This is a genomic window from Betaproteobacteria bacterium, from assembly GCA_016720855.1.
Classification (GTDB): Bacteria; Pseudomonadota; Gammaproteobacteria; order Burkholderiales; family Usitatibacteraceae; genus FEB-7.
This window is the reverse complement of the sequence record JADKJU010000003.1, coordinates 40,298-63,615: the sequence shown is the minus strand read 5'-3', so window position 1 is coordinate 63,615 and position 23,318 is coordinate 40,298. Positions and strand designations below refer to the sequence as shown.

The following is a 23,318-nucleotide window of genomic DNA, read 5'->3' as shown; positions in this document are numbered from 1 at the left end:
TTCTACGGCGAGAGGCGCGAGATCGCCCAGCCGGTCGCCTCGCGCGTGTAGGCGATGCGGTCGTGCAGACGGCTCTGGCGCCCCTGCCAGAACTCGAGCCTGGCGGGGATCACCCGGAAGCCGCCCCAGTGCGGCGGGCGCGGCGGCTTGTCGCCGTACTGCGCCTCGGCCGCCAGCACGCGCGCCTCGAGCCAGGGGCGGCTGGCGATCGTCGCGCTCTGGGTGCTTGCCCATGCCCCGATGCGGGAACCGAGCGGGCGGCTGTGGAAATACTCGTCGCTTTCGGCGGCGCTCACCTTTTCGATGGCGCCCTCGATCCTCGCCTGCCGCTCCAGTTCCTTCCAGAAGAAAGTGAGGGCGGCGTTCGGGTGCGCGGCGAGTTGCCGGCCCTTGCGGCTCTCGTAGTTCGTGTAGAAGACGAAGCCGCGATCGTCGAGCGCCTTGAGCAGCATGATGCGTGCCGAGGGGCGGCCCTCGTCGTCGACCGTGGCGAGCGTCATGGCGGTGGGCTCGAGAACCTCGGCCTCCAACGCCTCCTTGAGCCAGGCATGGAACTGCCTGAACGGATCGGCGTCAACGTCGGTCTCGTCGAGGCGCTTGAGCGCGTAGTCCTTGCGAAGGTCGGCGATTTTCATGGCGTCTACCCGGATCGGGGTCTGTTGCGCTTGTCTGCGTGACCCCCATTATCGCGGAAATGGGGACAGTCCCCCGGCGCGGGAAGGGACTCCCGCTTGAGCACGAAGACGAACCCGGTTCCCGCGGCAACCGTGGGCCACGCGAACGGCAGCTTCGGAAAGGCGCGCTCCAGGGCCTTGCGGTTGTGGCCGATTTCCACCACCAGGGTCCCGCCGGGATTCAGGTGCTTGCCTGCCTTCGCGAGGATGACGCGCGTGTGCGCAAGGCCGTCGGCGCCGCTCGCAAGCGCCATTTCCGGCTCCCGGCGGTACTCCTCCGGAAGCCGCCTCATCGAGGCCGCCGTCACGTAGGGCGGGTTGGTGACGATGAGGTCGTAGGCGCGGCCCTCCAGCGAGCCGAAGAGGTCGGACTGCACGAGGTGAACGCGCTTGCCGAGCCGATAGCCCTCGACGTTCGTCCCTGCGACCACGAGCGCGTCGGGCGAAAGATCCGCGGCATCGACCCGGGCTTTCGGGAAGGCGAGCGCGGTGAGGATCGCCAGGCACCCCGATCCCGTGCACAGATCCAGCGCGGATCGCACCCGCGAGGGGTCGGCGATCCAGGGCGCGAGCCGCACGCGCAGGAGCTCCGCGATGAAAGAGCGCGGCACGATGACGCGCTCGTCCACGTAGAAGCGGTGCGGCCCGAGCCAGGCCTCGTTCAGCAGGTAGGCGGCGGGCTTGCGGGTGCGGATGCGCTTCGCGACGAGGGCGTTCGCGGCTTTCGCGCGGCCGGCGTCCACCGCGACGTCGAGGTAGGGATCGAGCCGGTCGACCGGAAGGCCGAGGGAGTGCAGCACGAGCCAGGCGGCCTCGTCCACCGCGTTGGTCGTGCCGTGTCCGAACGAGACGCCGGCGCTTTCCAGGCGGCCGGCGGCAGCGAGCACGAGGCTGCGGACGGTGACGCCCTTGGCGGGAACGGTGCGGGCCACGCAGCGGCTACCTCACGCCCAGGAGTTCCCCGCACGCGAGGCGGAAGACGTCGGCCAGCGGCTCGAGCTCGTCCACCGAGACGGCCTCGTTCACCTTGTGGATCGAGCGGTTCACGGGGCCGAACTCGACCACCTCCGGGCAGATGTCGGCGATGAAGCGCCCGTCGGAGGTGCCTCCCGTGGTGGAGACCCCGGGCGTCACGCCCGATACCTGCCTCACCACGCGCTTGAGTGTCTCGACCAGCCGACCGCGCGGCGTGAGGAAGGGCCTGCCGCCGACGATCCACTCGACGTGGTAGTCGAGCGCATGCCGGTCGAGGACGGCATGCACGCGCGCCTTGAGGCCCTCGATGGTGCTCGCGGTGGAAAAGCGGAAATTGAAATCGACCTTCGCTTCCCCGGGAATGATGTTCTGCGCTCCCGTGCCGGCGTGGATGTTGGAGACCTGCCACGTGGTCGGCGGGAAGGACTCATTCCCCTTGTCCCATTCCAGGGCGGCGAATTCCGCCAGCACCGGGGCAAGGCCGTGGACCGGATTTCTCGCGAGGTGCGGATACGCCACGTGTCCCTGGATGCCCCTGACCGTCAGGCGGCCGGTCAGCGAGCCGCGGCGGCCGTTCTTGATCGTGTCGCCGAAGCGCTCGGCGCAAGTCGGCTCGCCGACGATGCAGTAGTCGATCCGCTCGCCGCGCGCCTTCAGCGCCTCCACCACGCGCACGGTGCCGTCCACCGCGTCGCCTTCCTCGTCGGAGGTGATGAGCAGCGCCAGCGAGCCGGGATGATCCGGGTGCGCCGCCACGAGGCGCCCGGCCGCCACGACGAAGGCGGCGATGGAAGCCTTCATGTCCGCCGCGCCGCGCGCGTGGAGCTTGCCGTCCTTCAGCGTGGGAACAAACGGGTCGGTGTGCCACTGGTCGAGCGGGCCGGGAGGCACGACGTCGGTGTGGCCTGCGAGCACCACGAGCGGGGCCGCGACTCCGTGCCGGATCCAGAGGTTGGTGACCTCGCCGCAGCGGAAGGTCTCGGCGCTGAAGCCCAGCGGCGCCAGACGATCGATGATCAGCTGCTGGCAGCCCTGGTCGGCGGGGGTGACGGATGCGCGCGCGAGGAGCGCCTTTGCCAGCTCAAGCGTCTCGTTTGACATTTTCCGGCTTTCCCTCGTCGAACGGGATGGCGCCCGTGAGCAGTTGCCAGCACACCACCCGGTCGCCGGCCAGTGTGCCCGGGAAGCCCGGGCTCATCGCGGGCCCGTCGCTGCGGGATGCGCGCGCCTGGCCACCGTGGGCCCGACGCGCTCCTCGATGTAGCGGCGCAGGGCCGGCTTGGCCCCGAAGAGGAAGAAGACCTCGGCGCAGACGAAAAGCGGCCCGATGAGGAGCTGCTTCGCGTCGTCGTAGAAGGCGGGCTGCATGCCCTCGAAGCGGTGCCCCCAGAACTGCAGCGCCCAGCCGAGGGTGAAGAGGAGGGCGGCGAGCGCGAGCACGCCTCCCGGGCCCAGGCGCGCCGTGATTTCGCTCGCGGCGGCGCACATGACGAAGAGCGCGGCCGCCATGACGCTGCCGAAGGCGGGGTCGAGCCGGAAGTAGTACGCGCAGGCGGCGATCGAGGCCGCGGCCGCGAGCGTGATAGCCATGCCGGCCACGGGAAAAGCGGCGAGCGCCAGCGCCAGCACGACCGCGAAGACGATGAGTGGGATGCCCACGAAATGGGTCGCGATGTTGCGGCGGTCGCGGTGGTACGCCGCGTACTGCGTGAGGGATTCCTCCAGGCGCTTCACGCGAGGCGCGTCAGCGAAGGCTCGGATCGGATGTGTCTTCCGAGATCTTGAATTCGCTGAACGATGGGCCGCCCGGACCCTTGCCGAGCGACGGCACCGGGTTCTTCGCCCGCTCGGCCATGGCCGGCATGATCCCGGAGTTGCCCAGCAAGAGTCCCAGGTTCGTGGCCGAGTCGGCGTTCGCGAGCGCCTCGTCCGTGGAGATCTTCCCCTGCCGCACGAGCCGGAAGAGGTCCTGCTCGAAGGTCTGCGAGCCCGGCGACATGCTCTTTTCCATCATTTCCTTCACCTCGCCCACCTCGCCCTTCTCGATCGCCTCCGCAACGTTGCGGGAATTCAGGAGCACCTCGACGGCCGGGGTGCGCTTGCCGTCCACGGTCTTCACCAGCCGCTGCGAGATGATCGCCTTGAGGGACACCGAAAGGTCCTGCAGCAGCATGGGCCGCACTTCCAGCGGGAAGAAGCTGATCACCCGGTTCATCGCCTGGTAGGAGTTGTTGGCGTGCAGCGTGGCGAGGCACAGGTGCCCGGAGAGCGCGTAGGTGAGCGCCATGCGCATCGTCTCCTGGTCGCGGATCTCGCCGATGAGGATGCAGTCCGGCGCCTGCCGCATGGCGTTTCGAAGCGCGTCGTGGAAGGCGTGCGTGTCGTTGCCCACCTCGCGCTGGTTGAAGATGCTCTTCTTGGGCGTGAACACGTACTCGACCGGGTCCTCGATGGTGAGGATGTGGTTCGCGGCCATGGAATTGCGGAAATCGAGCATCGAGGCGAGGGTGGTCGACTTGCCCGAGCCTGTCGCGCCCACCACGAGCACGAGGCCGCGCTTTTCCATCACCAGTTGCAGCAGCACGGGCGGCAGGCTCAGGTCCTCGAGCTTCGGGATGTCCGCGGTCACGTAGCGGATCACGCAGGCGACGGAACCCTTCTGCCAGAAGACGTTGACGCGGAAGTTGCCCAGGCCGGGCATCGGCTTCGAGAGGTTCAGCTCCAGGTCCTTCTCGAAGGTGGCGATGTGCGCGGGCGAGAGCATCTCGTAGACGATCTTCTTGACCGTCTCCGGATCCATCACCTGCGGGTTCACCGGCATGATGTTGCCCTGGATCTTGATCATGATCGGCGAGCCGACCGAGAAGAAGATGTCGGAGGCCTTCTTCTCGGCCATGAGTTGCAGGAGCTTCTCGATGAACATGAATGCCTCCGGGTTCCGGGATGTGTGGCGGGGGACGGGACTTCAGTCGCCCCTGAGCAGGTCGTTGATGCCGGTCTTGGCGCGCGTTCTCGCGTCGACCTGCTTGATGATCACGGCGCAGTAGAGACTATACCGGCCGTCATGGCCGGGCAAGTTGCCGGAGACCACGACGGAGCCCGGCGGGATCCTGCCATAGCTCACCTCGCCCGTCGCCCGGTTGTAGATCTTGGTGGACTGGCCGATGTAGACGCCCATCGAGATCACCGAGCCCTCGCCCACGATGACGCCCTCGACGACCTCGCTCCTCGCCCCGATGAAGCAGTTGTCCTCGATGATCGTCGGGTTGGCCTGCAGGGGCTCGAGCACGCCGCCGATGCCCACGCCGCCGGAAAGGTGCACGTTCCTGCCGATCTGCGCGCAGGAACCGACGGTGGCCCAGGTGTCCACCATGGTGCCCTCGTCCACGTAGGCGCCGATGTTCACGTAGGAGGGCATCAGCACGACGTTCTTCGCGATGAAGGCGCCGTGCCTCGCGGCGGCCGGCGGCACCACGCGATAGCCGCCTGCGGCGAAATCGCCCTGCGAGAAGTTGACGAATTTGGAATCGACCTTGTCGAAGTAGTGCGTGTAGCCGCCCTGCATGATCTCGTTGTCGCGCAGGCGGAAGGAGAGCAGCACCGCCTTCTTGAGCCATTGGTGCGTGACCCACTCGCCGCCCTTCTTCTCGGCGACGCGAAGGCGCCCGGCGTCCAGCTCGGCGAGCACGGCCTTCACGGCGTGCGCCACCTCGGGCGGCGCGGATTTCGGGGTCAGGTCGGCGCGCTTCTCGAAGGCCTGCTCGATGAGGGGCTGCAGCTTGTCCATGGGATTCTTTCGTTATCGAAGGAGGGGCGCGGCATGCAGGCGCGCGCGGGCGAATTCGGCGATGCGCCGTCCCGCCTCGGCGGCCTCGGCCACGGTGGAGACGAGGGCGATGCGCACGTGCCCGCGACCGGGGTTGGTTCCGTGCGCCTCTCGCGAGAGGTAGCTGCCGGGAAGGACGGTCACGTTCGCGCTGGCGTAAAGGTCGCGCGCGAAGGTCTCGTCGTCCCCCGGGACGGCGACCCAGTAGTAGAACGCGGCCTCGGGCCGGGCGAGCGCGAGCACGGGGTTCACGAGTTCGAAGAACGCCGCGAATTTCTCCCGGTAGAGGCGCCGGTTCTCGACCACGTGCGCCTCGTCGTTCCACGCGGCGACGGACGCGAGTTGCACGGTGTTGGACGGCGCCGTGCCGTGGTAGGTGCGATAGAGGTGGAAGTCCTTGAGAACGCCGGCGTCCCCGGCGGCGAAGCCGGAGCGCAGCCCCGGCGCGTTGGACCGCTTGGAGAGCGAGCCCATCACGACGAGCCTCGCGAAATCCGCGCGGCCGAGGCGGTGCGCAGCGGCCAGCGCGCCCAGGGGTGGGGCCGATTCGTCGAAGTAGATCTCGCTGTAGCACTCGTCGGAGACGATGGTGAAAGCGTGCCGGTCGGCCATCGAGAAGAGGTGCTCCCACTCGGCGAGCGTCATCACGCGGCCGTTGGGGTTGTTGGGGGAGCAGGCGTAGAGGAGCCGCGTGCGCTTCCACACGTGCTCCGGGATCCCGTGCCAGTCGGGAGCGAAGCCGTTCGCGGCCGACGCGTTCACGAAATACGGCCGCGCGCCGCCGAGCAGGGCTGCTCCCTCGTAGATCTGGTAGAACGGGTTGGGGCACACGACGAGCGCGTCGTGCTCGCCCGGATCCAGCACCGTCTGTGCGATGGCGAACAGGGCCTCGCGCGAGCCCGAGACCGGAAGCACCCGGGTCTCCGGGTCCACGCCTGGCAGGCCGTGGCGCCGCGCGAGCCAGGCAGCGATGGCGGCGCGCAGTTCCGGCAGGCCTTTCGTGAGCGGATAGCGGGCGAGCCCGCCCAGGTTCGCCCCCAACGCGTCCTTCAGGATCGCGGGCGTGGGGTGCTGCGGCTCGCCGATGGACAGGTTCACGTGCCCGAGGCCCGGTGGCGGGCTGACGCCGGCCAGGAGGCCGCGCAGCTTTTCAAAGGGATAGGGCTTCAGGAGCCCGAGGCGGGGGTTCATGCCGCGATTATCGCCTGTAAGCGACCCATGACCAACGGGGCAGACGCGGAGTGCGCGTGCCGCCGCGGCCTAGCGACGGGGCGGCTGGCCGAAGAGCCGCTCGTAGGGCAGGCGCAGCCACCACCGCCAGCCGCCCCGACGCGCGACTTCGCGGTTGCGTTCGTCGATCGTTCGCGATTGTTCCGAGACGGTCCGCTCGGCCTGCGCCAGGCGGCTGTCCAGCCCGCCGGCCCGGGCCAGGGCCTCGTCGCGCGACTTCACGGCCTCGCCATGGGCCAGCGCGGCCTGCGCCACCTGCTTCTCCAGCGCCTGCGCGCGCGCGGCCGTGGCTTCGAGATCGCGCATCACCTTCTCGTAGTCGCGATGCACCCAGTCCTCGCGATCCGACAGCACGGACAGCGTCGCGGGGATCATGCCCAGCGTCGCGACCGAGCGGCTGGCGGCCACGATGAAATAGAGGGGCTCCCCGAGCGCCGTGGTGCCCTCGGCCGGGTTCGCTTCCGACACTTCCGCGAGGTGGCCCGTCTCGGCGTGCGGCTCGGGGGCGATGACGGAAAAGAAGCTGGGCCGCTGGCCGTACCAGCGCGCGTGCGCGAAGCGGCGCGCCACCAGCGCCTCGAGCTCCTCGCGGTACAGCTCCTTCACGTGGAACTCGTTCGCGAACCCGCGGCGGTCGCTGTATTCGCGCTTGTTGGGGCACGAGAGCAGCAGGAGGCCGTCGGGGGCCAGCACGCGCGCGATTTCGTCGATGAATTCCTCCTGCCCGGCAATGTGCTCCACCGTCTCGAAGGAAACGAACAGGTCGGCAGACGCGTCGGGCAGGGGAAGCTTCGCGCACGGCGCCTCGACGAAAGCGAGGTTCGCGACACCGGCGTAGGTTGCACGCGCGTGGGCGACGGCGGGCGCGCAAATGTCGGCGCCGGTGACGCTTGCCGCGACCTGCGCGAGCAGCGCCGAGCCGTAGCCTTCGCCGCAGGCCGCGTCCACGACGCGCTGGCCGCCGGCGAGCCGCGCCGCGAAATGGTAGCGGTGCCAGTGCTCCACCCAGATCTCGCCGCGCGCGCCGGGGACGAAGCGCTCTCCCGTGAACTCGAGCTTGCCGCTCATCGCAGCCATCCCAGGCGACGCAGCCGGTCGGCGACCGGACGCCGCCAGGCGGCAAGCCGCGACAGCACGCCCGAGGAGCCCACGAAGCGGCGCACGTCCACCCGAGTGACCAGCACCAGCGCCTGGGTCCTCGCGTATCGCTCGGCCATGTTGGAAATCGCGCGCGGGCTCATCGTGACGCGCAGCGCGTCCTGCCGGGCGCGGGCATCCAGGTAGGCGCCGTCGAGGAGCGTCTGCCGGCTGGCGGCCCCGCGCGTGTCGGCCGGGACGCGGTACTTCGATGTCGTCTTCTCCACCAGCACGAAATCGTCCTCGAGCGTGTAGCGCGTCCACAGGTTCCAGTCCTCGAGCTGGTCCATGTCCTCGGCGAACCCTCCGTGGCGCTCGAAAAGCGAGCGGTGGAAGAGCACGGCCTGGATGGGCAGGAAATTGTGGTGCCAGAGCGTGAGGCGGTCGAACGGCTGGCGGTGGACGGTGTAGTGCATCGTCTCATCGTACTCAGCATGGTCGCGGTCGTGAACCCGCGTCTTCGTCTCCCAGGCCAGGCCGTAGGCGCCCTTCACGCCCGCCGCGAGGGCGGCGCCAAGCAGCACCTCCACGTGGTCGGCGAACAGCACGTCGTCGTCGTCGAGGAAATTGAGCCAGTCGCCCGTGGCGAGCGCGAGCGCGCGGTTTCCCGCCCGGGCGCGGCCCACCTTCTCCCCCGTGGCCTCGTAGCGGATGTCGATGCGCCCGCGGAACTCCTCGACGATGGCGCGCGAGGCCGCTTCCCCGTCCTCCACCACCACCACTTCGAGATTCCCGTGCGTCTGGTTGACGCAGGAGGCGAGGGCCTCGCGCAGCCACGCCGCCCGGTTCACCGTGCGAATGAGGATGGATACCCGGGGCAGTGCTTCCTGCGGATGCTCACGGTGCGAGGCGAACTCGTGGAAGGCGCCATCGCGCCGCATCTCGTAGCCCCAGCCGGCGAACTGCGGATGGAAGCGCTTCGCGGGAGCGACCCGCGAGAAGAGGAAATGCGGCGCATGCGCGAGCGCCCTTGCCCCGGCAAGCGCGAGTCCGCGCCGCCGTCCGGGGAAGGAATTGGGGGACAGGATCTCGGCGGCAAGCATCGCAAAGCCCTGCGCCACGCGGGCCATTCCGCCGAAGCGCATCCTGAGGCCCAGGTTCGTCTGCACGCCCCCGAAGACCTGCAGCGGTTTCACCTCGGCCGCTTCCCGGTACGTGCGGTGCACCACGGCGCACTTCGGCTGGTAGGTGAGCCGCCACCCCCTGGCGCGAAGGCGCCACGAGAGGTCCACGTCCTCGCCGTACATGAAGATGGCCTCGTCGAAGCCGCCAGCCGCCTCGTAGGCCTCGCGACGGAAAAGCGTCGCCGCGCCGCTCACCCACGGCGTGTCGAGCGTGACGGGGTCGTAGGCTTTCGGATGCTCGTAGGGGATCTGGCGCATCTCCCAGGCGGCGACCCGGGCATCGTCTGCGACGGCGATCTCCACGAGCCGACGCAGCGCGCCCGGCTCGACGATGCAATCCTGGTTGATCACGAGGATCCACGGCGAGCTGCCGCGGGCGGCATTCGCATTGTGGCCACGCCCGAAGCCCAGGTTCTCGCCCGAGGAACGCGCGTCCACGCGCTTGAAATCCCCCCCCTTGCATTCGGGCATGGCCGCGATGGCCGCCGCGATGGCGCGGTCGGGGCTGTTGTCCTGCACCAGCAGGGCGAGGCGGTCCTCCGGGCCGACGGCTTGCGCGAGGCTCTGGAAGAGCTGGCTCAGGAGCGCGAAGTCCGGCCGGTAGGTGACGACGCTCAGGTCAACGTCGGGCATCGAAGGCGAGCTTGAGCAGCAGGCGCTTCACCGGCGAGGGCAGGCGGTCGAGCGCTTCCTGGTTGAGGCGCAGGAGATCGGCTTCCTTCGCGAGCCGGTCGCGATCCTCCGTCACGCGGCGCAGTCCGTCCTGAACCGCGCCGACATCGGCTTCCAGCTTGGCGATCCAGCCGCGCGCCTCCGTCTCGAATGCCTGCGCGCGGCCGTTGGCGTCCTCCAGGGCGGCGAGGGTCTGCGCGAGCTCGTCGCTCAGGCGCACCAGTTCCAGGCGGAAGAGGGAGCCGTCGAGGTTCTTCGCGACGAGGGACTCGATGGCTGCTGCATCCGCCGCATCGGGCGCGGCCGGGTCGATGCCGAAGCGCGTGTAGAAGGCGTCGAGGGAGCGGGTCATTGCGTCGATTGAAGGGATGCGCTCCGGGTCGGGAAGCGCCAGGGCCGATTGTACCCTCGCCCTCTCGCTTTCCTGAACGCCACCGGCCAGCTCGCGAACCCGGGCCGCGACGAAGGCGGCATCGAAGCGCTCGGGCAGGAGCCAGCCGCCGCCGTGCGCGGCGATGCGCTCGGCGAGCGCGCCGCGCGGCGCGGCGAGGACCGGTACGCCGGCCGCCCACGCATCGGAGAGGGCGTAGCTGAAACTCTCGGGCAATTCGTTGGGCATCAGGACGAGGCAGGCGTCGTAGCCGCGCAGCAGCGGCGCCGCGTCCCCTTCGGCGAAGGCGCCGTGCACGAACAGGCTTCCCGGGATGCGCCATCCCGGATGCAGTTGCTTTTCCAGATAGCCGATGACGACCAGGCCGATGCCGGAGCCTTCGAGGCAGGCCGCGATGTCGTCCACGAGGTCGGAGCCCTTGTGCGGGCCGAGCGCGCCGAGCAGGGCGACGACGCGGTCCGGCCGATGGCGCGCAAAACCCTCGCGCGGAGCGCTGCGTCCCCTCTTCGTGTCGGCGACGGAGCCATTGGGAACGACATCGACGCGCAGCCCCGGCACGCTCGCCGCGGCCAGGCGGGCGAGCCATGGCGAAGGCGCGAGAACCGCCTTCGAGGCCAGGAGCGTGCGTGCCGTTTCGGCGAGCCAGTGTGTATCGGCTACGAGGGGGTCCGGGGCCGCGAATGCATCGGGCCGCAGGAAGAGAATGTCGTGCAGCGTCGTGATGCACGGCACGCCCAGGGTGCGGCAGGCCCATTCGCCGCGCTCGCGTGGCGCGCGCGTGAGCTGGTGCAGGTGCACGAGGCCCACGCGCCTGGCGCGGAGCCACTGCGCGAGCGCACTGGCGCGCGCCGGGAGCGCATCGCCGGCCAGCGGGTAGAAGCGCCCCTTGCGCGTGTCCTCGAGCACATCGACGCCTTCGCCCGCGTGCCACACGAGTTGCGGGCGCTCGACCGTGCGCACGATGTCGCGCAGGTGCCGGTCGACGCCACCGCCGAAGAGGCTGGTCACGTGCAGGATCGCGGCGTCATTCATCGGGAACCGGGGTGGGAGGGACGGTAGAATGATGCCTGAAAGTGCCGCGCATCCCCTCCCTTCCCGTCCTGTCGCTGCTCGCCGGCGCATCCCTCTGGGGTGTCGTCTGGTACCCCTATCGGCTGCTCGGCGCCGCGGGCCTCGACGGCGGGTGGGCTTCGGTCCTCACTTACGGCGTGGCACTCGTGGCGGGCAGCGCGATCTTCCCGGGCCATTGGCGCGACGTGATGCGCGCGCCGTGGGCCTGCCTCGCGATGGGTCTCGCCATCGGCTGGAGCAACCTCGCCTACGTGATCGGCGTGCTCGAGGGCGAGGTGATGCGCGTGCTCCTGCTCTTCTATCTCGCGCCGCTCTGGACCGTGCCGCTCGCGCACGGGCTGCTCGGCGAGCGGCTCGACCTGCGCGGCGCCTTCGTGATGGCGGTCGCGATGGCGGGCGCGGCGGTGATGCTGTGGCATCCCGAGCTGGGACTGCCGTGGCCGGCATCGCGGGCGGAATGGCTCGGCGTGGTGGCCGGGTTCTTCTTTGCGCTGGGCAACGTGCTCGTGCGCAGCCTTGCGCACCTGCGCGACACGACCAAGTCGCTCGCCATCTGGGCGGGCGTGGTCGCGGCCGCCCTGCTCTACCTGCCGTGGGCGCCGACGGCGACGGATTCCGCAATGCGCGTCGCGGCAGTCACGTGGGACATCTGGGTGACCGTGGGCTTTGCTCTTCTCGCGATGAGCCTGGCGCTGCAGTACGGCCTCACTCGCGTGCCGGCCAACCGCGCCATCGTGATCCTGCTCTTCGAGCTGGTGGTGGCCGCCGTGGCGTCCTATTGGCTGGCCGGAGAGCGGCTGCGGATGCAGGACTGGATCGGCGGCTCGCTCATCGTGCTGGCGAGCCTCGCCAGCGGGCTGCAGAAAAAGGGGACAGACCCCTTTTCCTGAAAGGGGTCTGTCCCCTTTCGATTTATTCCAGGGCCACCCGTTCAGGCGCCTTCCACCCCTTCATGCGGTAGTCGGCCTCGATGGTCGTGTAGATGCCGCCGCGAACGAGGAACTCGGCGCTCAGGCGCATGAAACGCGGGCGCGTGGCGGCGACGAGATCGTCGAGGATCTCGTTCGTCACCGCCTCGTGGAACCGGCCTTCGTTGCGGAACGACCACACGTAGAGCTTCAGGCTCTTCAGCTCCACGCACTTCGTGTCGGGCACGTACTCGAGGTGCAGGGTCGCGAAATCCGGCTGGCCCGTCTTGGGGCACAGGCACGTGAACTCCGGGATCTCCATGCGGATCGCATAGTCGCGACCGGGCGCAGGGTTGGGAAAGGTCTCGAGCACCCTCGAGGCCGATTCGCGCGGACCGCTGCCCGGCACGGGGACAGGCCCCTTCTCCCGAAAGCGGGAAAGCCGACCAGTCCCCTTGCGCATGACCCCGGCGCCGGCGGGGCCGCGGGCGGTGCCTGTCAAGGTTTTTTTTGGTGATTTCTTCATGGGCATTGGGCGCGGGGAATCGATCCGGTAAAATGCGGATCATACGCGAACCCCAAACCCCACCGGCCGTCCGGCTCGGTGGGGTTTTCTCATAAGAATCACTACCTTGCGACTCACTTCCGTCAAGCTCTCCGGCTTCAAGTCCTTCGTCGATCCCACCACGATCGCGGTCCCCGGCCAATTGGTGGGCGTGGTCGGCCCCAACGGCTGCGGAAAATCCAACGTGATCGACGCGGTGCGCTGGGTGCTCGGCGAATCGAGTGCCAAGCAGTTGCGCGGCGAGCACATGCACGACGTGATCTTCAACGGCTCCTCCGATCGCAAGCCGGTGGGCCGGGCCTCCGTCGAACTGGTCTTCGACAATTCGCTCGGGCGCATCAGCGGCGCGTGGTCGCAGTACGCGGAGATCAGCGTGAAGCGCATCCTTTCGCGCGACGGCGACTCCAACTACTACATCAACGGCACGCACGTCCGGCGCCGTGACGTGCAGGACATCTTCCTGGGCACCGGCCTGGGCCCGCGCGCCTACTCGATCATCGAGCAGGGAATGATCTCGCGCGTCATCTCCTCGAAGCCCGAGGAGCTGCGCGTCTATCTCGAGGAGGCCGCCGGTGTCTCCAAGTACCGCGAGCGCCGCCGCGAGACGGAGCTGCGTCTGGAAGACACGCGGGAGAACCTCTCGCGCGTGGGCGACATCCGCGCCGAGCTCGATACGCAGCTCGGGCACCTGGCCCAGCAGGCGGAGGTGGCGTCGCGCTACCAGGACCTGCAGGCCCAGCTCGCGCTCAACCACAACCTGCTTGCCTTCACGCGGCTGCGCGAGGCGGAGCAGGCGAAGAGCCGCTACGCCAACGAAGTGCAGAAGGTGCAGGTGAGCCTGGAGGCCGAGACGGCCCGCCTGCGCGACGCCGAGCGCTCGCTCGAGGAGCTGCGCAGCCGCCATTACGAGGAGACCGACCAGCTCTCCAGCCTGCAGGGCGCCCTCTACGCCGCCAACGGCGAGGTGCAGTCGCTCGAGCAGGAGATCGCGTTCCTCGGCGAGAACCGCCGGCGCATGGGGGTGCAGCTCGAGGGGCTCGCCGTCGAGATCGCGGAGGTCGAGAGGCGCACGGCGGAGGCGCAGGCAGACCGCGGGCGCTGGGAAGGCGAGATCGAGACAGCCCGTGCCGCGATCGGCGCCCGCGAGGCGGACCTGGAGACGGCCCGGACAGGCCTGCCGGCCGCCGAGGCCGCGCAGCAGCAAGCCGTGGCGAGCGTTCGCGCCGCGGAAGGCGAGATGTCCGCCGCGGAACAGGCGCAGGGCGTCGAGGAGACGCGCGAATCGCACGCGCTCAAGATCCTGGCCCAGCTGGAGGCGCGCAAGAACCGCCTCAGACAGGAGAACATGGCGCTCGTCTTCCCCGAGCCCGAGAAGCTCGCGGCCATCGCGGCACGACGCCAGGAGACCGGCGCGAGCGTATTGGCGCTCGAGGAATCGCAGCGCGTGGTGGAGGCGAAGCTGCCGGCCCTCGAGGAGGAGCGCCGGCTGGCGCAGCAGGTGCTGCAGGACCGCACGCGGGAAGTCGCGCAGATCGAGGCGGCGCTCAAGGCGCTTCAGGACCAGCAGGCGAAGCTGGACAACAACTCGCGGCTCGCCGACTGGACCAAGGGTCACGCGCTGGACCGCGCCGAGCGCCTCTGGCAGGCGATCCGCGTGGAGGCGGGGTGGGACGATGCCGTCGAGGCGGCGCTCGGCGTGAGGCTCAACGCGGCGCGCCTGGCGGACGAAGGGGGCCTCGCGGAACTCCTTCGCGACGCGCCGCCGGGCAATTTCGCCGTTTTCGTCGAGCGAGGCGCGCCGGAAGCGGCCGTCCCCGGATCGAACCTGAAGCCCCTGTCCGGCGTGGTCTCGAGCGCCCGCACGGGCGTGGCGGCGTACCTCAAGGACGCGCTCGCCCACGTGTTCATCCTGCCGGAGGGCGAGGACGGCCTCGCGCTCGCGCGCATCCTGCCGCCCGGCGGGTTGCTCGTGTCCAAGGCAGGCCATCTCTTCAGCCGGCAGGGCGTGGTCTTCCACGGCCCCCAGTCCGAGCTGCACGGCGTGCTGCAGCGGCAGCGCGAAATCGAGGATTTGCAGGGGCGCTCGCCGGCCGCCGCCGCCGCGCGCAATGCCGTCGAGACGCGCCTTCGCGACCTGGAGACGCTGGTGAGCCAGGCGCAGGAAGAGGCGCGCCGCCTGCGCGAGGAGTTGCTGCGCACGCGGCAGGCGGAACACGCGCTCGAGGTCGAGCACCTGAAGCTATCGCAAACCTCGGAGCAGGCCGAGAAGCGGCGCGAGGCCATCCGCGTCGAGCTCGCCGACATCGACCGGGAGGACGAGAAGGAGCGCCTCGAGATGCAGGAGGCGCAGGCCGCGCTCCTCGCGGGGTCGCAGAAGGTCGAGGAGGTCGTCCAGCGCCTGCAGGGGCTCGAACTCGGCGCGAAGCAGGCGGGCGAGGCGCTCAACGCCGCGCGCGCCGCGATCATGACGGCCGAGCGCGCCGTGCAGGAGGCGAATTTCCAGGAAAGGAGCTGCCACGAGAAGGTCGAATCGCAGGGCCGGCTTGCCGTGTCGCTGGGCGAGCGCATGGCCGCGCTCGCCGCCAACCGCGCGAACGTGTCCCTGGAGCTGGGCAAGCTCGAGGAGGGCACGGTGCGCGAGCGGCTGCAAGCCGCGCTCGCCGTCAAGGCGGAGCGGGAACGCACCCTGTCCGACGCGCGCGCGGGGCTGGAGCACCTGACCGACGAGCTGCGCACGCTCGAGGAGGGGCGCCTTGCCGCGGAGCAGACCCTCAACCCATTGCGCGAGCGCATCACCGAGCTGCGCCTCAAGGAACAGGAAGCCTCCACGCACGCCGAGCAGTACGCGCAGCAGATCCAGGAGGCGGGCGTCACCCGCGAGGAACTCGCGGAGAAGCTCGAGAAGCGCGTGCGCTCGGCCGGCATGCAAGCCGAGATCAACCGGCTGACCGAGGAGATCGCGGCGCTGGGCCCGGTGAACCTCGCGGCGCTCTCCGAGCTCACCACGGCGCGCGACCGCAAGAATTACCTGGACGCGCAGGCCGACGACCTCACCCAGGCGGTGGAGACGCTGGAGGCCGCGATCAAGCGAATCGACCGCGAGACGCGCGAACTCCTGCAGGGCACGTTCGAGACGGTCAACCGGAATTTCCAGGAGATGTTCCCGGCGCTCTTCGGCGGCGGCAACGCTTCGCTCAAGCTCACGGGCGAGGAGATCCTGGACGCCGGACTGCAGGTCTTCGCGCAGCCGCCGGGCAAGAAGAACACCTCGATCCAGCTGCTCTCGGGCGGCGAAAAGGCGCTCACGGCGATCGCGCTGGTCTTCTCGCTGTTCCGCCTGAACCCGGCGCCCTTCTGCCTGCTGGACGAGGTGGACGCGCCGCTCGACGACCCCAACACCGAGCGCTTCTGCGAACTCGTGAAGCAGATGTCGGCGCAGACGCAGTTCCTCTTCATCACGCACAACAAGATCACGATGGAGATGGGGCAGCAGCTGATCGGCGTCACGATGCAGGAGCCCGGCGTCTCGCGTATCGTGGAGGTCGACATCGAAGCCGCGATGGAATTCGCAAGGAAACAGGCGGCCTGACTCCCATGAGCGACCTGCAGCTCGCCCTCATCGCCCTCGGCGCCGCGCTCGTGGCCGCGGTGGCGGGCTACAACGCGTTCCAGGACCGCAAGGTGCGCCGCCGCGCCGAGGCAGCGTTCCGCGGCGGCCATCCCGATGCGCTCCTGGACCCCGCGACCGACCGCCGCGAGCCCGTGCTGGGGGAGCTGCCTCCGGCCTCGAGGCAGGATCCCTCGCTCGGCTCCCTCGACGCGGTGATCGAGACCGTCGCTGCGGACGAGCCCGCGCAGGAAGAGGCGCGGCCCGATGCCCGCGCCGCCCCCGGCGCCGACGTGTCCGGCCGCATCGATACCATTGCCCTCGTGCTGGCCGACGAACCCGTCACGCGCGCGCAACTCGAGCCGCTTCTCGACGCGCTCGAGTCCCACGCCACGCCGGTCCACGTCGAGGGCCTCGTGGACGAGCACTGGATGGCTGTCGAGGATTCTCCGCGCGACGCCTGGCGGGAACTGCGCGCGGGCCTGCAGCTCGCCAGCCGCGCGGGCCCCGTGGCCGAGGAGGAGATCGCCGCCTTCAACGAGACGGTGGCGGGATTCGCGGCCTCGATCAACGCCGTGTCGCAGCGCGAGAGCCCGGCCGCGGCCGCGGCGCGCTCGCGCGAGCTGGACCGCTTCTGCGCCGAGGCCGACATCGAGGTCGCGGTGAACCTCGTCGGCCGCGCGGGCGCCACCTTCGCTCTGTCGCGCGTGAAAGCGCTTGCGCTGGAAAACGGCTTCGCGGAGACCGGCTCGGGAACCTTCGAGCGCCGCGGCGCGAACGGGTTCGTCGCGATGACGCTTCGCGTGCTGGTCGCCGAGCCGCGGCGCGACTCCGGCTACGCCACCGGCCTCACCTTCGCGCTCGACGTGCCTCACGTCGCCGATCCCGCGGCGGCGCTGGACGAGATGGGCAAGGTCGCGGCGGATTTCGGCACCGTGCTCGGCGCCGAACTCGTGGATGACGAGAGAAAGCCCCTGGGCGCCGCAGGATTCGCGGCAATCCGCCGCTCGCTCGAGACGGTGGCGCGGGGCATGGAGGCGCACGGCATCCCGGCGGGCGGGGCGCTCGCGCGGCGGCTCTTCTCCTGACGATGGCTGCGCCGCGCGCGGTCGCGCAGCAGATTGCGCAGCTGCGGCGCGAGATCGAGCGCCACAACCACCTGTACTACGTCCTCGACGCGCCGGAGATCTCCGACGCCGAGTGGGACACGATGTTCAAGGAGCTCCAGGCCCTCGAGGCCTCGCACCCGGAACTCGTGACGCCCGGCTCGCCCACGCAGCGCGTGGGCGCGAAGCCTGCCGAGGGCTTTGCCGAGGCAAGCCACCGTGTCCCCATGCTCTCGCTCGCCAACGTCTTCTCCGAGGAGGACGTCGCCGGGTTCGACCGACGTTGCCGCGAGGGGCTCGAAGCCGAATGCGTCGAGTACGCCTGCGAGCTCAAGTTCGACGGCCTCGCGGTGAGCCTCGCGTACGAGGACGGCGTGCTGGTTCGCGGCGCGACGCGCGGCGACGGCGAAACGGGCGAGGACGTCACCGCCAACCTGCGCACCGTCCGGGCCGTCCCGCTGAAATTGCGCACGACCCACCCGCCGGAACTGCTCGAGGTGCGCGGCGAGGTGCTCATGCTCAAGCGCGATTTCGAGGCGTACAACGTCCGGGCGCGCGAAGCGGGCGAGAAGGAGCTCGTCAATGCGCGCAATGGGGCCGCGGGTGGGCTGCGCCAGCTCGATCCGGCGCTCACCGCCCGGCGCCGGCTCTCGTTCTTCGCCTACGGGCTCGGTGCGCGAGAAGGCTGGAACGTCCCGCCCACGCATGCGGGGCTGCTGGACGCGCTCGCCGACCTGGGCTTTCCGGTCGCGAAGGATCGCCGTGTCGTGACGGGCGAGGCCGGACTCCTCTCGTTCTATCGCGAGGTTGCCTCGAAGCGCGAGCACCTGTCCTGCGACATCGACGGGGTGGTCTACAAGGTGAATGCGCTCGCGCAGCAGGAGGCGCTGGGCTTCGTTGCACGGGCGCCGCGCTGGGCCGTGGCACACAAGTTCCCGGCGCAGGAAGCGCTCACCGAACTCCTGGACATCGACGTCCAGGTGGGCCGGACAGGCGCGATCACGCCGGTGGCGAGGCTGGCTCCCGTGTTCGTGGGCGGGACCACCGTGTCCAACGCCACGCTGCACAACGAGGACGAGATTCGCAGGAAGGACGTGTGGCGGCGCGACACGGTCATCGTGAGGCGCGCCGGGGACGTGATCCCGGAAGTGGCGCGCGTGGATAAGCCCGGGCCGCGAACGCCGGGCGACTGGTTCGAGATGCCTTCGGCCTGCCCGGAATGCGGCTCCGCCATCGTGCGCCTCGAGGGCGAGGCCGTGGCGCGCTGCACCGGCGGCCTCATCTGCCCGGCGCAGCGCAAGGCCTCGCTCCTGCACTTCGCCTCGCGGCGCGCCATGGACGTCGAGGGGCTGGGCGACAAGCTGGTCGACCAACTGGTGGACGGCGGCCTCGTGAGGACGCCCGCGGATCTCTACCGGCTGGACTCCCCGAAACTCGCCGGCCTCGAGCGCATGGCCGAGAAGTCCGCCGTCAACGTGCTCGCGGCCATCGCGAGGAGCAAGGACACGACCCTCGGCCGATTCGTCTTCGCGCTGGGCATCCGCCACGTGGGCGAGGTGACCGCGAAGGACCTGGCGCGCCATTTCGGAGGGCTGGACGCGCTCATGGCGGCCGACGTTGCCGCGCTCCAGGAGGCACGCGACGTGGGGCCCGTGGTCGCGCAGAGCGTCGCGCGATTCTTCGCCGAGCCGCACAACCGCGAGGTGATCGACGAGTTGCGTGCAGCCGGCGTGCATTGGCCGGAGGTCGAAGCCGCGCATGCCGCCACCGCGGGGCCCTTCGCGGGTAAGATCGTCGTGCTTACGGGAACGCTGGTGTCGATGGCGCGCGACGTGGCGAAGGAGCGCGTCGAGGCCGCCGGCGGCAAGGTGACGGGATCGGTGTCGAAGAAGACCGATTTCGTCGTCGCCGGGCCGGACGCGGGCTCGAAGCTCGCGCGTGCGCGCGAGCTGGGTGTCGAGGTGCTGGACGAGGCGCGTTTGCGCGCGATGCTTGAAGGCTGAAGCCACGATGAAGAAGAAGATCCGCAAGGCCGTATTTCCCGTCGCGGGCCTGGGCACGCGCTTCCTGCCGGTCACCAAGGCCTCGCCCAAGGAGATGCTCCCCATCGTGGACAAGCCGCTCATCCAGTACGCGGTGGAGGAGGCGGTGGCCGCGGGCGTAACGGATCTGATCTTCATCACCGGCCGCGGCAAGCGCGCCATCGAGGACCACTTCGACAAGGCCTACGAGCTCGAGGCGGAGCTGAACGCCGCCGGCAAGACCCGGCTCCTCAAGGAAGTGCGCGGGCTGCTGCCGGCCGGCGTGAATTGCGTCTATGTGCGGCAGGGCGAAGCCCTTGGGTTGGGACATGCGGTGCTGTGCGCGCGCCACCTCGTGGGCGACGAGCCCTTTGCAGTCATCCTCGCCGACGACCTCATCGACGCGAAGGTCCCCGTGCTCAGGCAGATGGTGGACCAGCACGCGAAGGACGGCGCGAGCCTGGTCGCGGTGCAGAACATCGACCGGGCCGATACGGGCTCCTACGGCATCGCTTCGACCAGGCCCGCCAAGGGGCGCCTCGCGCGCATGACGGGCATCGTGGAAAAGCCAAAGCCGAGCGAGTCGCCGTCAACGCTCGGCGTGGTCGGCCGCTACATCCTCAACCCGCGCGTCTTCGAGTTCCTCGAGGCAACGCTCGCCGGCGCGGGCCGGGAGATCCAGCTGACCGACGCCATCGGGCACCTGCTCGACGCGGAGCCGGTTTACGCATTCGAGTTCGAAGGGCGGCGCTACGACTGCGGCTCGAAGCTCGGCTACCTGGAGGCCACGGTCGATTTCGCCCTGCGCCACGAAGAGGTGGCCGCGGGCTTTCGGGCCTACCTCGACAGGCTCCCCCGCGACGGCGGGAAACGGCCATGAACGGGGAAGAGGCCCGGGCCCTGCTCGCGAGCGCGGACCTGGTGTTTTCCGCCGACGAGGTTCGCACCGCAGTCACCCGGATGGCCCGCGAGATCACCGCCAGCCTCGAGGACGAATTCCCGGTGGTGCTTTCGGTCATGGGCGGGGCGGTGATCCTCACCGGGCAACTGCTGCCGCTGCTCGCCTTTCCGCTGGAGTTCGGCGCGATCGAGGCGACGCGCTACGGGAAGGGCACCGCCGGGAGCGAGATCGAATGGCGCCTGGCGCCGAAGGACGACGTTCGCGGCAGGACGGTGCTCGTGATCGACGACATCCTCGACGAGGGCATCACGCTCGCCGCCGTGCGTGGCAAGCTCCTCTCCCAGGGGGCGAAGCGCGTGCTGTGCGCGGTGTTCGCCGACAAGGACCTGAAGCGCGACAAGCCCGTGGCCGCGGACTTCGTCGGGGTGCGCGTCCCCGACCGATATGTCTTCGGCTTCGGCATGGACGCCTTCGGGCTGTGGCGCAACCTTCCCGCCATTTACGCGCTCAAGGGATAGCGATGCTCGCCATCATCGGCGGTTCAGGCCTCACCCAGCTTGCGAGCCTCGAGGTCATGCGGAAGCAGATCGTGCGCACGCCCTACGGCGAGCCCTCCGGCCCGCTCACCTTCGGCCACATCGGCGCCGGCGAGGTCGCGTTCCTGGCGCGCCACGGCTATGGCCACACGCTCGCGCCGCACGAGATCAACTATCGGGCCAACCTCTGGGCGCTCCGGGAAAAGGGCGTCACCCGCATCCTCGCCGTGTGCACCGTCGGCGGGATCGCGCCGGGGCTGGGCGCGGGCGTCCTCGCGATCCCCGACCAGATCATCGACTACACCTGGGGGCGCCGGTCCACGTTCTTCGAGGGGGCCGAGCAGCCCGTGGTGCACGTGGACTTCACGCATCCCTACTGCGCAACGACGCGGGGCATGCTCATCGATTCGGCGGCCGAAGCCGGGGTGGCCGTGGTTGCGCGCGGAACCTATGCGGCCGTGCAGGGGCCCCGCCTGGAGACCGCGGCGGAAATCAGCCGCCTCGAGCGCGATGGCGCCGACCTGGTGGGGATGACCGGAATGCCGGAGGCGGCGCTCGCGCGCGAACTGCAAATCCCGTACGCGGCCCTCGCCGTGGTGGCCAATCCCGCAGCCGGGCGCGGTTCGAGCGCGCAGTCGATCTCGCTGGAGGAGATCTCGCAGGTCCTGAAGGAGGCCATGGGGCGTGTGCGTCTCGTGGTCGAAAGGGTGGTGGAGCGCCATGGCCATCCGTGAGGTGCTGCGCATGGGACACCCCGTGCTGCGCGAGGTGGCGCGGCCCGTGCAGCGTTTCGCCACGGCGGAACTCGCGGGCCTGGTGGAGGACATGAAGGACACCATGGCCCACGAGAACGGCGCGGGTCTGGCAGCGCCGCAGATCGGCAGCAGCGTGCGCGTGGTGATCTTCGGGGTCACCGCCAATCCGCGCTACCCGGATGCGCAGGAGGTTCCCTTCACGGTGCTCGTGAACCCCGTCATCGAATTCCTCACCGAGGAAATGGAGGACGGCTGGGAGGGATGTCTTTCCGTGCCGGGCCTGAGGGGCGTGGTGCCGCGCCGCACGAAGCTTCGCTACACCGGCTTCGACGAGCACGGACGCTCCATCGACCGCGTCGCGGAAGGTTTCCACGCTCGCGTGGTGCAGCACGAGTGCGACCATCTCGACGGCATCCTCTATCCGATGCGCATGCCGGACATGAGCGAGTTCGGATTCACCGACGTGTTGTTCCCGGACATGGACCCGGGGCAGGACGAGTGACGTGCTCCGCGAACGAACCGACAACCGACAGAAAGGGACACCGCCATGAGCACCGACCCCGCAGGCAATCGGGCGAGCGACGAAGCCCCCAGCATCAACGTGATGCACGTGATGTACGCCCTCTTTGCGGCGGGGTTCCTCACCGGCGGCGTGACCACCATCGCGGGAGTGATCCTTGCCTACGTGAAGCGCAGCGACCTTGCTGGCAGCTGGCTCGGCACCCATGTCGAGTGGATGATCAAGACGTTCTGGTGGGGACTCGTGGGCGGCCTCGCCTTCGGGGCCCTGGCTGTCTTCGTGATCGGGATCCCGCTGCTCATCTTCCTGGCGTGCTGGGTCATCTACCGCATCGTGAAGGGCTGGCTGCGCCTGAACGAGAAGCGTCCCATCGACTGAGGAGCCCGCCATGAACGAACCTGCAGCAGTCCCCGAACGCGGTGGCCAGGGCGACAGGCGACTGACCCACATCCTCTACGCGCTGCATGCGCTGGCTCCGTTCACGGCCTGGCTGCTCGCGGTGCTGGCGATCATCCTGGGCATGGCCCGGCGCGACGACGTGCGCGGCACCTACCTCGACTCGCATTTCTCGTGGCTCTCGCGCACCTTCTGGTGGGGGCTGCTGTGGATCGCGATCTGCGCGGTGATCACGGCCGTGCTGTTCGTCTCGCTCGTCGGGTGGCTCATCATCTGGCTGCCGTTCACCATCCTCTTTTTCTGGTACCTTTACCGCGTGCTCAAGGGCTGGCTGCGATTGAACGACGGACTGCCCGTGGAGTGATGATTCCTCGGATGGCGGCAATGAAGCCACACCTCCTTCGCGCGCTGGTCCTTGCCTGTGCCTCGATCGCGTTCGCCTTCGGGGCGCAGGGGCAGGGCGGCCAGCGCAGGCCGCGCGTGGAAGGGCAGTCGCCGGAAGCGCAAGGGCAGGCGATGCGGCCGGCGCGGACCACGGACCCGGTGTTCGCACTCGAGCGCGAACTGCCGTCGCTGCGCACCGACCTTGGCCTCGACCCCGGGCAGCAGGCCCTGTGGGGTCCGTTCGAGCGCAGCGTGCGCGATGCGGCCGAACTCACACGCCAGAGCACGAGGAAGTTCCTCGCGCCCCGTCCGGTCGATGCGCCGCCTCCCGCGGCCCCGGGGCTCCTCGCGGCGCTCGCCGAGGACGAGCGCATGCGCGCGGACGCGATAGTCGCCGCGGCCGCCAGCATGAAGACGCTCTACGAGGTTCTCTCACCGGTGCAACGCTCCCTCTTCGACCGCCGCGTCCTCCTGTCGCAGTCGGAGCCGCTCGGCAACCAATAGGAAACGGGAGACAGC

General features: G+C 69.5%; 22 protein-coding genes. 11 read left to right on the top strand and 11 right to left on the bottom strand.

All coding sequences use genetic code 11. The annotated features are described in order from the left end of the window. Positions 1 to 2: 2 nt before the first annotated feature. The 10 genes from pdxH to IPP91_13835 form a co-directional block, all read right to left on the bottom strand. Entirely contained in the window at positions 3 to 635 is a 633-nt protein-coding gene (gene pdxH, locus IPP91_13880; GenBank protein MBL0143154.1) for a pyridoxamine 5'-phosphate oxidase, read from the bottom strand. Positions 636 to 640: 5 nt separating this feature from the next. Continuing rightward, entirely contained in the window at positions 641 to 1,606 is a 966-nt protein-coding gene (gene prmB, locus IPP91_13875) for a 50S ribosomal protein L3 N(5)-glutamine methyltransferase (GenBank protein MBL0143153.1), read from the bottom strand. Between the two features lie 7 nt (positions 1,607 to 1,613). Further along, on the bottom strand, positions 1,614 to 2,750 hold the full coding sequence (gene dapE / locus IPP91_13870) for a succinyl-diaminopimelate desuccinylase (protein ID MBL0143152.1): 1,137 nt from the start codon (positions 2,748 to 2,750) through the stop codon (positions 1,614 to 1,616). Between the two features lie 93 nt (positions 2,751 to 2,843). Next, entirely contained in the window at positions 2,844 to 3,383 is a 540-nt protein-coding gene (locus tag IPP91_13865; protein ID MBL0143151.1) for a DUF962 domain-containing protein, read from the bottom strand. A 10-nt stretch (positions 3,384 to 3,393) separates the two neighbouring features. Continuing rightward, entirely contained in the window at positions 3,394 to 4,572 is a 1,179-nt protein-coding gene (locus IPP91_13860; GenBank protein MBL0143150.1) for a PilT/PilU family type 4a pilus ATPase, read from the bottom strand. A 42-nt stretch (positions 4,573 to 4,614) separates the two neighbouring features. Further along, a complete protein-coding gene (gene dapD, locus IPP91_13855; GenBank protein MBL0143149.1) occupies positions 4,615 to 5,436 on the bottom strand; it encodes a 2,3,4,5-tetrahydropyridine-2,6-dicarboxylate N-succinyltransferase in 822 nt (273 codons plus the stop codon). A 12-nt stretch (positions 5,437 to 5,448) separates the two neighbouring features. Continuing rightward, positions 5,449 to 6,666, bottom strand: a complete 1,218-nt coding sequence (locus IPP91_13850) for a succinyldiaminopimelate transaminase (GenBank protein ID MBL0143148.1) — start codon at positions 6,664 to 6,666, stop codon at positions 5,449 to 5,451. A 69-nt stretch (positions 6,667 to 6,735) separates the two neighbouring features. Further along, on the bottom strand, positions 6,736 to 7,773 hold the full coding sequence (locus IPP91_13845; GenBank protein MBL0143147.1) for a class I SAM-dependent methyltransferase: 1,038 nt from the start codon (positions 7,771 to 7,773) through the stop codon (positions 6,736 to 6,738). Next, positions 7,770 to 9,599 (bottom strand): glycosyltransferase, encoded by a 1,830-nt coding sequence (locus IPP91_13840; protein ID MBL0143146.1) that lies wholly within the window; start codon positions 9,597 to 9,599, stop codon positions 7,770 to 7,772. Before IPP91_13840 ends, IPP91_13845 begins: the two co-directional genes overlap by 4 nt. Then, positions 9,586 to 11,061: a glycosyltransferase family 4 protein gene (locus IPP91_13835; GenBank protein MBL0143145.1), complete on the bottom strand. Its 1,476-nt coding sequence runs from the start codon at positions 11,059 to 11,061 to the stop codon at positions 9,586 to 9,588. Before IPP91_13835 ends, IPP91_13840 begins: the two co-directional genes overlap by 14 nt. A gap of 41 nt (positions 11,062 to 11,102) precedes the next feature. Here IPP91_13835 and IPP91_13830 point away from each other — a divergent pair, with 41 nt between their 5' ends. After that, on the top strand, positions 11,103 to 11,990 hold the full coding sequence (locus tag IPP91_13830; protein ID MBL0143144.1) for a DMT family transporter: 888 nt from the start codon (positions 11,103 to 11,105) through the stop codon (positions 11,988 to 11,990). 22 nt (positions 11,991 to 12,012) lie between these two features. Here IPP91_13830 and queF read toward each other — a convergent pair whose 3' ends face one another. Beyond that, positions 12,013 to 12,471, bottom strand: a complete 459-nt coding sequence (queF, locus tag IPP91_13825; GenBank protein ID MBL0143143.1) for an NADPH-dependent 7-cyano-7-deazaguanine reductase QueF — start codon at positions 12,469 to 12,471, stop codon at positions 12,013 to 12,015. 169 nt (positions 12,472 to 12,640) lie between these two features. Here queF and smc point away from each other — a divergent pair, with 169 nt between their 5' ends. From smc to IPP91_13775, 10 genes are read left to right on the top strand one after another with little or no spacing between them, the layout of a single operon-like run. Continuing rightward, on the top strand, positions 12,641 to 16,162 hold the full coding sequence (smc, locus tag IPP91_13820) for a chromosome segregation protein SMC (GenBank protein MBL0143142.1): 3,522 nt from the start codon (positions 12,641 to 12,643) through the stop codon (positions 16,160 to 16,162). 5 nt (positions 16,163 to 16,167) lie between these two features. Next, positions 16,168 to 17,268 carry a hypothetical protein gene (locus IPP91_13815; GenBank protein ID MBL0143141.1) on the top strand — a complete coding sequence of 367 codons (1,101 nt, stop codon included), beginning with the start codon at positions 16,168 to 16,170 and terminating at the stop codon, positions 17,266 to 17,268. A 2-nt stretch (positions 17,269 to 17,270) separates the two neighbouring features. Next, positions 17,271 to 19,289: an NAD-dependent DNA ligase LigA gene (ligA, locus tag IPP91_13810; GenBank protein MBL0143140.1), complete on the top strand. Its 2,019-nt coding sequence runs from the start codon at positions 17,271 to 17,273 to the stop codon at positions 19,287 to 19,289. 7 nt (positions 19,290 to 19,296) lie between these two features. Next, entirely contained in the window at positions 19,297 to 20,187 is an 891-nt protein-coding gene (gene galU, locus IPP91_13805; protein MBL0143139.1) for a UTP--glucose-1-phosphate uridylyltransferase GalU, read from the top strand. Then, positions 20,184 to 20,726 (top strand): hypoxanthine-guanine phosphoribosyltransferase, encoded by a 543-nt coding sequence (locus tag IPP91_13800; GenBank protein ID MBL0143138.1) that lies wholly within the window; start codon positions 20,184 to 20,186, stop codon positions 20,724 to 20,726. The genes galU and IPP91_13800 overlap by 4 nt, the downstream gene beginning before the upstream one ends. A gap of 2 nt (positions 20,727 to 20,728) precedes the next feature. Continuing rightward, complete coding sequence (locus tag IPP91_13795; GenBank protein MBL0143137.1) at positions 20,729 to 21,478, top strand: S-methyl-5'-thioinosine phosphorylase; 750 nt, start codon at positions 20,729 to 20,731, stop codon at positions 21,476 to 21,478. Then, positions 21,465 to 22,001 (top strand): peptide deformylase, encoded by a 537-nt coding sequence (locus IPP91_13790; protein ID MBL0143136.1) that lies wholly within the window; start codon positions 21,465 to 21,467, stop codon positions 21,999 to 22,001. Before IPP91_13795 ends, IPP91_13790 begins: the two co-directional genes overlap by 14 nt. 45 nt (positions 22,002 to 22,046) lie before the next feature. After that, entirely contained in the window at positions 22,047 to 22,397 is a 351-nt protein-coding gene (locus IPP91_13785; protein MBL0143135.1) for a hypothetical protein, read from the top strand. Positions 22,398 to 22,407: 10 nt separating this feature from the next. Then, the gene (locus IPP91_13780) at positions 22,408 to 22,779 is read left to right on the top strand and encodes a hypothetical protein (GenBank protein MBL0143134.1); all 372 of its coding nucleotides are present in this window, start codon (positions 22,408 to 22,410) and stop codon (positions 22,777 to 22,779) included. 20 nt (positions 22,780 to 22,799) lie between these two features. Continuing rightward, complete coding sequence (locus tag IPP91_13775; protein MBL0143133.1) at positions 22,800 to 23,303, top strand: Spy/CpxP family protein refolding chaperone; 504 nt, start codon at positions 22,800 to 22,802, stop codon at positions 23,301 to 23,303. The last annotated feature ends 15 nt before the right edge of the window (positions 23,304 to 23,318 follow it).